Genomic DNA, 9,362 nt, shown 5'->3' with positions numbered 1-9,362 from the left:
TAGATTTCTCCTCCCAAAAATGAATGCAAGATTGTTTTACAATTATGTATGCAAGTTTAGTTTAGTTTGTTTTTCATCATGTGTCAACATGAATGTTTAAAGTAACCGGTCAATAACAGGAAAAAAAGACGAGTATTGACATCATACCCGCCTTTTCATCTACTTCCTTAACCATTTAAGGCTTTGTGCACGTATAGCTTTCCGCTGCATTTACGTCTCCGGATCCGTTGTATTTCGGCCATTCAGGATAACGGCATGCGGGCCTTGTGCGTCCTACCGTGTTCTTATTGGCATCTGTCGCAACCAATTGATCGGGAGCTTCATTTGATACGACCCACTTATCCAAAGCACCTAGCGTATCCATTGTTGCAGTGAACGGACCGGTGCCGTGACCGTAACCGGGAATTGCGTAGAAACGAACAAATGGATCCAGGCTGGTTTTTCCGAATTCCTTCTCAAGCCCTTCGTAATAGTTGATCGTATTGAAAGGACTGACACCTCCATCGGCAAGGGCCCCTACAAGAATAATCTTACCGCCCTGCTCTTTGAAGCTTTCGATCTTCGTGCTGTTAGAGTTTAGAAGCTCGGATAACTCCATAATCCGCTCTTTATATGTATTCGGATCAAATGTCAACGAATCAAAAGACGGATCTTGTGTGACAAGGTATCTGACATTCGTATCACCGGAAGCTGCGTGAAAAGCATCCCCTCCGACAGGAGTCCACATAGGCGGCTTTGCCGGTACCGGTCTTGTACCCAAATGGAATGCAGATTTATCACCGCCCAGCAGAATTGTGGATTGAGGGAATGAATCAACACCGTTATTAAAGGTGAAATCATAAGGCATTGGCGAACTCATTACCCTTACGGTATGAATCTGGGCATCCGACAGACAGTCATTCCCGGTATCGGCGCCGTCCGGACAACGCAGGGTATTTTCCACCGTTTTTATGGTAAACGTTTCGCTGCATGTTTTCACATCACCGATGATACCGTCCACCACACCGTCCAGACCGTCGCAGGCCTGATATACAGCATCGTTCAGAAGCTTATACTTTTCCGGATTCAACCAACCGGCGCCATCATTTGCATAAAGGGCTTGTGCATATTGGTTGTCCGTGAGATGCAACAGCATCAAATGAACAACTGGATAGAAGGCAATGACACCATCATAATCACCCGGCCACCTCTGGACAACCGTCAATGCTTCCCGGCCGCCTTCCGAACTTCCCGCAAAGTATTTTTGCTCCGGAGCTTTTCCGTAGTGGTTTTTGACTAAAGTTATAGCCACATCATAAGTCTTTTTCAGCTGATCGCCGGCGAAATTATTCAAAGCTTCCTTATTAAGGCCGAAGGAAGCATCGAAAGCAACCGTGCTCTGATGTCCGGAATCACTTCCGAATGTGACATAACCCTGCTTTAGAGGCATCGGAACGCTCGACATTTGACCGGGAGTACCGCCCAAACCTGTAATCAGCGTGCCGTTGAAACCGCCTCCGCCCAGCTGCAAGGTTTTGTGGTTCCATTGGGTCGGCAGGTTGATTTCAAAAAGGATATCCGGCGCGTTCTGATCCACCGGGTGAATGGCGCCGAGCACCTTGCAAAACTCGCCGTTCACATTGCTCTCTTCATTTTCCAGCACCAGAGAGGCCGATTGAATCGTGGCCCCGCTTGTCGGCAAACGAATGTCGGAAGCCGGGAGTATCCTTCCATCCAGTTTTGAACAGGCATTCCGCGCAACCGTGAACCCGTATATACGCTCAGCCAGATCATTTGCCTCTTGAAGATCCAGCTTAGCATGAGGATTAACTTTTTCCGAAGAATCCGCTTTTATTACTCCCAGTGTATGTAGATAGCGGACCGGAAGCTCCGCCCAGCCGGCAATTTCTTCTTTATCCGCGAATATTCCTTGATTCGCTTGGTCACCATTGAATCCATCAATCGCGTTCTCCATAACCCGATACAGCATCGTTGAAAGTTCCTGCTTGCTGACGACTGCGTCGGGCCCGAATTTTCCGTCTTCGATCCCCATAACAATCCCCGCAGAGTGAGCCTTATTAATTTCAACGTCATCCGTATCGGTAAAAGGGTTGTGATCCGGATGGATTGTTTTTCCGCTTATGCGTTCATATAACCGTACCGCCAACTTTGCCGCTTCTCCCCTTTGGACAGGAGCGCCATCACTCTCAAGCTTAACCGTCGATGCTGGGTCGTCTCCTGCAGGTGCCTCGGCAAAACCGACAGAGGAAAACATAGGAGATACGGACGAGACCAGGAGTGCCATGGTTAAAAGCAAGGTACATCGTTTCTTTGTTTTCAAACTAAAAGCTCCTCTCCATACTATATAAATCATCCATCTTCAGCACAGTTGCTGCAACTGCTTTCATGTCTGGTGAAAGGTTAAGGCCGTTGAATACTTAACAAGGAAAGCCGGAACCTCTTAGCGTGCAGGAATCCGGCTTTCTTGTAAACGAATCAGAGATACAGCTGCTTGTTGATCGGGATGTTGTGCTCCCGGCAGTAGCTTTCATAGTGGTTGATGTACCACCAGACATCGAGTGTCTCGAGGAAATTGGCATTCTCGTCGTAAAACTCGATCGGTCCTTGAAGCCAGCCGAACAGCTTGACACCATCCGGGTGGTCAGTCACGAGCGTATGCGTCTCTCCCGGTGTTTCGTAGATGAAGTCTCCGGGACCCGCTACCCAGTCATATTCGAGATAGCGGACGCTGCCTTCCAGGCAGAGCATGACCACCGTCCCCCTGTGCCTGTGCGTGCCGATCACGCCCGGTGACTTGATCCAAAGAATGTTGCTGTAGATGTTGTTGCGGACATCGAAGGCTAGATGGCGAATTGCAGCGTTATCGCCGAACGGCACCCATGGGCTCTCCTCCCCCTCTACGAACTTACCCTCGACGCCATGGCGCTTGATCACATCGGCATAGGGCTCGGGGATATCGACAATCTTGTAAGCGGACGGCGGCGCCGTCATCTTCTTATCGGCCGTTTCAGACATATTTATTTTCCTCCTTGGTTTTCGTTATAATCCTATTGTGAATCAGCAGCACCATGATGTAATCCAGGCACCTCTGAAAAAATAGGCTTCTTCATTTGACAACTGTCCCTTCATGATATACCCAGTAATTTTCGCCCTTTTCTTTCTCTAATTGGTCAAGGATCTCTAAATGAATTTCTTTTACTTGTTGTGGAGTAATTAATTCCTCTGGATCCACTTTTTCTATTTGTACGCTGGTTTTGTCTTCATATAGATGCTCACCCTTCAGCCTTCCTTGCTCATCATAGGGCCATAAGAACACTTGTCGGCTGCTTAAATGGTAATAAGCTTCCAAATCATCGACCTGAAAGCCCATATTGGCCAGGTCTTTTCCCTTGGTTATCTGATGAAAGGTCAGCTCATCTGCAATCCCCCAGTCAGCAACAGCAATTCGATCGTCTGAATTCCAGAGTACGGCTTCTTTTACGCTGTTGTAAAAGTCAATCACCCCTTCCTTCTCTTCGATAACAACAGGATTATCACCCCATGTCACTCGATAAACAGGATGGTCTGCCATCATATCGTCCGCGACAATCTTTTCAAATTGACCGGATGCCTCAAGATGTACGTGTCTTCGGTAATTATTAAGAATGGCTCTGTGCAGTGGATTTTCCGTCTTTGTCAACAGCTCCTCCACCGCATCCATACAGTGACGTATTTGATATTCAAATCTGTTCATTCAAGATTCCTCCCATTATTTTTGTTTTACAGCCGTATGTTCTGGTTGAAATGTATGATGAATATCGTACAAGCTGCCGAATCCAATAAATTTCTATTGGGCGCAATACCCGCCATCAATCACTAATTGACTGCCTGTTGTAAACTTGGATTCATCCGATGCCAAGTATAGAATTCCATTTGCGACATCGATTGGCTCACCAAAATGACCCATTGGAAGTAACGACTTGACGTAGTCCACATCTTCAATATTGGACATCATCGGTGTTTGAATATATGCCGGATGAACCGTATTAACTCTGATTCCTGTGCCTGACTTCGCGCAATACAGAGCTGCAGATTTAGATAATAGATCTACGCCTCCCTTGCTTGCGCTGTAAGCCACTAGTCCAGGATCACCAACGATTGAAACGATGGATGAAACGTTAATGATGGATCCTCCGCCCGTCCGTTTCATCGCTTCTATACCATATTTGGTACCTAAAAAAGGGCCGTCGAGATTGACGCTCAGAATTTGATGCCATAGTTCAAATGTTGTATCTTCGATCGCAGCAAATTTTCCAATCCCGGCGGAGTTTACAACGACATCAAGCCGTTCATAGGTTTGCAGGACCGTTTGGATGACAGACTTCCACTCATCCTCCATGGAAACATCATGCTTTATAAAAGTAGCGTGACCGCCGGCTGAATGGATCCATTCAACCGCTTTTAAGCCATTCTCTTGATGAATATCCGTTAATACAACCTTTGCCCCTTCTTTAGCAAATAATAGGGCTGTCTCCTTCCCGATACCCGATGCTGCACCTGTAATCAAGGCAACCTTTTCCAGCAATCTCATTCTTTATTCCCTCATTTCAGTGTAAGCTCCATTTAATTAAAGATTTATCTTTTTAGGCGTAACCAGAATCTTTGAATGAGATTTATCGGTCAAAAGGGTCGTAAAACCTTCTTCTACGATTTGATCTAATGAAATTTTTTTGGAAATCAATCCCTTTGCATTTATTTTTCCGTTAGCTATTAACGAAATCACCTCCGGGAAAACATGCCGATAAGCACAGGAAGATCGGATCCTCCGTTCGTTTAACACAAGTAGATTAGGATTAAATGTTACCGCCTTTTCCCATAAACTTACGATCACCATTTCCCCATCCGGCTTAACGCTGTCAAGCGCTTCCAAAAAAGAGGTTTCTACGCCTGCAGCTTCATAACTAACGTCCACACCCTTGGTGCCGGTGATTTTATGAATAGCCTCCACCGTTTTCTCTTTTATAGGGTTAATGAAATCGGTGGCACCCAATTCTTGAGCTTTAGCCAAACGGCTCTCGGATACTTCCACGGCAATAATTTTACTGGCACCCGCGGCTTTGGCAGCTTGGATCAGAAGCAGCCCAATGGGGCCGGCTCCAAATACGGCACATGCATCCCCCACCTTTAATCCGCTTGAACGAACGGCATAAACAGCCACCGCTGCCGGTTCAATGACCGCACCTTCTTCAAATGAGATGGTATCGGGCAGTTTATGTACCAAGTGAGCCTGAACCGTTGTATATTCCGAAAATCCTCCCCCATTTGACGTAAGTCCATGAAATCCGCGTTTGGGACACAGGTTATAACGACCGCTTTGGCAATGAATACAAGTACCACAAGTTAAAATCGGTTCCACCGTTACACGGTCACCCATCGTCACATTTGTCACGCGATCTCCTATTTCAACCACTCTGCCGGCAAACTCATGACCCAGAATCACCGGAGCTACCTGCCCTGTCAATGGATGAGGCTCCGAAACGGGGATTGTCATAGGTCCCGATACGTATTCATGAAGATCGCTGCCACAAATACCGCACCACTCGACCTCTATTTTAACCATTCCTTCCCCGGTGACGGGTTCTTCCACCTCAACGACCCGGACATCTTCTAATCCGTACCAGATTGCAGCTTTCAACCTTATCCTCTCCTCCGCAGGCAGAACATCAATGTATAGATGAGCCGGGTCAAATGTTTGATACCGTAGAAGATCGCAGCTCTGCTTCTCTTTTCGCCTTAACCTTAATCGGTGACGTTTCGATTAAAAACAACGAGACCAAAGCACTGATAAGGGCAAATGCCGCTGACATCAACAGTGGAACCATGATCCCATAATGGTCGGCAGCGACACCGCTTAATGTTACGATTCCAACGCCGCCTATCAATTCACCGACGCCCATTGTCAAGCCTACGGCGGCTCCAATATATTTGCGGGGAATGGTTTCAGCCGGAATGATCGACATGAAGAGAGCCATGGGTCCCGGCCCTGCGCATCCGATAATAACAAGTATCATCAACATCCAGAATGGTCCGTTGAAAAACAGGATCGATAAGGGACCTAACATGGAAATGAAGGAGAATGTAATCATTGCCGGCTTTCTTCCCCAGCGATCAGACAGCGCCGGTACAACAAATCCCCATACGGCCGCGCTTATACCGACTGCTGACATGACATAACTCATGATATCGGGCGAAACTCCTTTAGCTTGAACCAGATAAAGAGGAGCAAAAGTAAAAACCAGCGTATACCAAGGGATGAAGAAAATACCGATAATGATGCATAATACGATATTTCTGTATTTAAACAGATCCCGCACACGGACGTTTTCGTCTTTTTTATTACCATCAGCTGAAATCGATTCGGATTCATTAGAAGTTTTCGGTTCCCGGACATATCTCCATATCAAGAAGGCTACAATCAGACCAGGAATTAATGTGAGTAAGAACGTGTTTCTCCAACCGATGGCTATGGCAACCGCTACAAGAACGATCGGTCCTAAAACTCCACCCAGGAAATTAGATGAAAAGTTTTGTAGAAATCCCAGATTGAAGCCACGCCGTGATTCTGATGATTCCACAGCTAGAATGGATGCACCTGTAGGAAAGAACGGCCCTTCAACCAATCCCATGAGCATGCGTATAAAGAGCAAGAAGAGGAAACCTGTTACCACGCCTGTCATAAACGAACAAAGAGAAAAAAACAAAACCGAAATGGCTAAAAAAACTTTTCTCTTTCCTAAACGATCCGCGAAATAGCCTCCAAAATAGCCTCCGAGTGCCCAAGTTAAAGAAAATCCTGCAACGATCAAACTGATTTGGGTATTGGTCATTGGAACATCCTTAATAATAAACGGCATCAAAAAATTAACTGCCAGTCGATCGAAAAATAAAAATCCCCAGCCCAATGATAGAATAAGTAGTAGCTTATTTTCATAAACCCAAAACTTCCTGTTTGCCATGCGCTTCACCCTCTCAAATAGGTAATAGCAAATCGGATGGATAAGACCTCATGATAGCGGGGCTGTCCTCACCTCCTTATTTTAGTCTAAGCATCAACTTGGTTTTTTTGTTCCCTTGATTAGCGATTGGCTTTGGTTTGTCTTGTTCGTAAATGTAAACGGATACAAAATTACGCACCATGTACACTTCGCTCAATTTCAATTCCATTTATTACCTCATCGTTGTAATTGATTTTATCAGGAACCTAAAAAAACTCAATATTCATAAAATTCAAAATCAACTGATGAATTTATCAATTTTGTTTAACATTTTTGTATAAAATGATGCTATATTATTTGTACAATTAGTTTATTGTTACTTAGGAGTGATGATCATTCATGTTCAATAAATCTGACTTACATTCGTATATTACGTTCGATGCGGCTACCGGGAAAATTCACCTCAAAGATCAGCGGATGATTTTGGTTGGAACGGATGCAATCGGCCTACTGCGTCGAGATCTGATCAGGTCGGTAGGCATGGATCAAGCCAAAAAGATTTTGTTGCGGTACGGCAGAAATTACGGTGTAGAGTTCGCCAAAAATTTAAAAGCGCTTTTTTCGTTTGAATCACCGTTTGAATGGTTCCATGCAGGCCCGCAAATGTCTAAAATTACGGGAGCTTTTTTTTCTCAAAATGCTAAGATTATTTACAATCACACTACGGGGGAATATTTTGCCGAGGGGTACTGGCATTACTCTTACGAGGCCGAACAGCATTTGAAGCATTTTGGCGTACATAATGAACCTGTTTGTCATACATTAACCGGGTTTATTGGGGGGTATGCGTCTGAACATTATGGCAGGGATATTATCGTTAAAGAGATAAAATGCGTTGGGAAGGGCGACGAACATTGCCTTATGATAGCCAAGCCTGCAAAGGAATGGGATGAGAAGGATTTGCTTGATCAACTGGATCAGGATAGTCAGGAAATGATAGAAATAAACAGCCCCTTTCTTAAAATAGAAAAACAACGGGATGCTTATAAAAAATTGCTGAAATTTAATGAAAAATTATCCGAAATTTTAATTCAAGGGCAGGAGCTGTCCTCCATCATAAAATTTTTAGGCGAAACCCTTAATCTTGGCGTCACCCTGGAAGATAAAGATTTCAGACTCATAGAATCATTTGGCTTATTTAAATACAGCATGCTGGATATTATTAAATTTAAAAATCATATTCTTTTTTCCAATCTATTAAAAGATATCAAGCAGCCGGTCCATTATACGTTCGCAGAAGGAAGCGGTTGGACGCATGAACGTCTAATATGCCCCATTCATACCAAAAATGGCCTGTTTGGTTATATTTCCTTAATTAAAGATTCCGGAGAGTTTGATGAAACGGAGTTTTCTGCTTTGGAAGCAGCTTCGAAATTTTGTTCCATCCAATTGCTGCATACCATCACTAGAATTGAAGTGGAGCATCGTTTAAAAAACGAGTTGTTCATTGAGCTTTTAAAGAAGAATTGCAATGCAGATGAATTAACCTACAGATCAAAATTAATGGGATATAATTTAGAGCTGCCGCATTATCTCTTTATCGTTCATTTCGCTTCCTTTGATCCGAACGCGGACCCGGCTAAAGATTTACAAGTTCAGGTCATCGACACTCTTCATACTCAAATAAAAAGCTTAGGCTCACATACGCAATGCCTGTTGACAAGTAAATCCGATCATATTATCGCTATAATCCCGCTGGAGTTACTTGAGAAGACAGGCATCGGAGTAAAACCGTTGGCTCAATTGCTATTAAAAACGCTCGAAAGTAAATATAAAGATATGATAATAACGTTTGGAATTAGTTCGATTTGTAAAAAAATAGAAGATTACCGCAGGGGATACGAAGAAGCGCAAAAAGCCGTCCAATTGCTGACGGTTCGGAAGAAACATTCAAGCATTGTTTCTTCTGAGGATCTCAGCACCTTTTCCAAAATTATTAACCCCGAAAATATGGATCAATTAAAAAAATTTGCCGAACTTTTACTTCAAGGCATTAGGCTATATGACGAAAAAAATAACAACGAATTGTTAAAAACGTTGTTTTATTATTTAGAGAACCAGGGCAACATCCAAAACACATCGCAGGATCTGCATATTTCTATTGGCGCAACAAGGTATAGACTAAAAAGGATTCAAGAAATAAGTCATCTGGACCTGACGAGTTCCAAAGATTTCTATGAAGCGCATCTCGCCTTGCAAATTCTTATCTTTTTGGATGACATCGATATTTACTGACGGTAGTTCCGTCAGCATCTTCGATATAGAGAAAAGGCATGGTTTGGAGCCAGCAGGCATCTCCTCCTGGACTTCTTTAACAGAAATGAGGGT

The 9,362-nt window shown here is 44.1% G+C and carries 7 protein-coding genes; 1 reads left to right on the top strand and 6 read right to left on the bottom strand.

Translation table 11 applies throughout. The annotated features are described in order from the left end of the window. Positions 1–175: 175 nt before the first annotated feature. The 6 genes from PVA01S_RS25495 to PVA01S_RS25470 form a co-directional block, all read right to left on the bottom strand. Entirely contained in the window at positions 176–2,320 is a 2,145-nt protein-coding gene (locus tag PVA01S_RS25495) for a tannase/feruloyl esterase family alpha/beta hydrolase (RefSeq protein ID WP_164751976.1), read from the bottom strand. A gap of 155 nt (positions 2,321–2,475) precedes the next feature. After that, positions 2,476–3,015 carry a 2,4'-dihydroxyacetophenone dioxygenase family protein gene (locus PVA01S_RS25490; RefSeq protein WP_218029667.1) on the bottom strand — a complete coding sequence of 180 codons (540 nt, stop codon included), beginning with the start codon at positions 3,013–3,015 and terminating at the stop codon, positions 2,476–2,478. Between the two features lie 91 nt (positions 3,016–3,106). Beyond that, entirely contained in the window at positions 3,107–3,733 is a 627-nt protein-coding gene (locus PVA01S_RS25485; protein ID WP_127610639.1) for a hypothetical protein, read from the bottom strand. Between the two features lie 93 nt (positions 3,734–3,826). Next, a complete protein-coding gene (locus PVA01S_RS25480; RefSeq protein WP_127610637.1) occupies positions 3,827–4,570 on the bottom strand; it encodes a glucose 1-dehydrogenase in 744 nt (247 codons plus the stop codon). 36 nt (positions 4,571–4,606) lie between these two features. Next, a complete protein-coding gene (locus PVA01S_RS25475) occupies positions 4,607–5,674 on the bottom strand; it encodes a 2,3-butanediol dehydrogenase (RefSeq protein WP_127610635.1) in 1,068 nt (355 codons plus the stop codon). Positions 5,675–5,723: 49 nt separating this feature from the next. Beyond that, positions 5,724–6,995, bottom strand: coding sequence for an MFS transporter (locus tag PVA01S_RS25470; protein ID WP_127610633.1), 1,272 nt, complete (start codon positions 6,993–6,995; stop codon positions 5,724–5,726). A gap of 378 nt (positions 6,996–7,373) precedes the next feature. Between PVA01S_RS25470 and PVA01S_RS25465 the strand changes: the two genes are divergently transcribed. Further along, positions 7,374–9,269: a XylR N-terminal domain-containing protein gene (locus PVA01S_RS25465; RefSeq protein WP_127610631.1), complete on the top strand. Its 1,896-nt coding sequence runs from the start codon at positions 7,374–7,376 to the stop codon at positions 9,267–9,269. Positions 9,270–9,362 lie beyond the last annotated feature (93 nt).

The sequence above is a fragment of the Paenibacillus validus NBRC 15382 genome (assembly GCF_004000985.1).
Taxonomy (GTDB): domain Bacteria; phylum Bacillota; class Bacilli; order Paenibacillales; family NBRC-103111; genus Paenibacillus_G; species Paenibacillus_G validus.
This window is presented reverse-complemented; position numbering and strand designations above follow the sequence as displayed.

Coding starts and splice junctions, on each gene's coding strand:
- PVA01S_RS25465 (WP_127610631.1), top strand. CDS start 7,374: ATGTTCAATAAATCTGACTTACATTCGTATATTACGTTCGATGCGGCT.
- PVA01S_RS25490 (WP_218029667.1), bottom strand. CDS start 3,015: ATGTCTGAAACGGCCGATAAGAAGATGACGGCGCCGCCGTCCGCTTAC.
- PVA01S_RS25480 (WP_127610637.1), bottom strand. CDS start 4,570: ATGAGATTGCTGGAAAAGGTTGCCTTGATTACAGGTGCAGCATCGGGT.
- PVA01S_RS25470 (WP_127610633.1), bottom strand. CDS start 6,995: ATGGCAAACAGGAAGTTTTGGGTTTATGAAAATAAGCTACTACTTATT.
- PVA01S_RS25485 (WP_127610639.1), bottom strand. CDS start 3,733: ATGAACAGATTTGAATATCAAATACGTCACTGTATGGATGCGGTGGAG.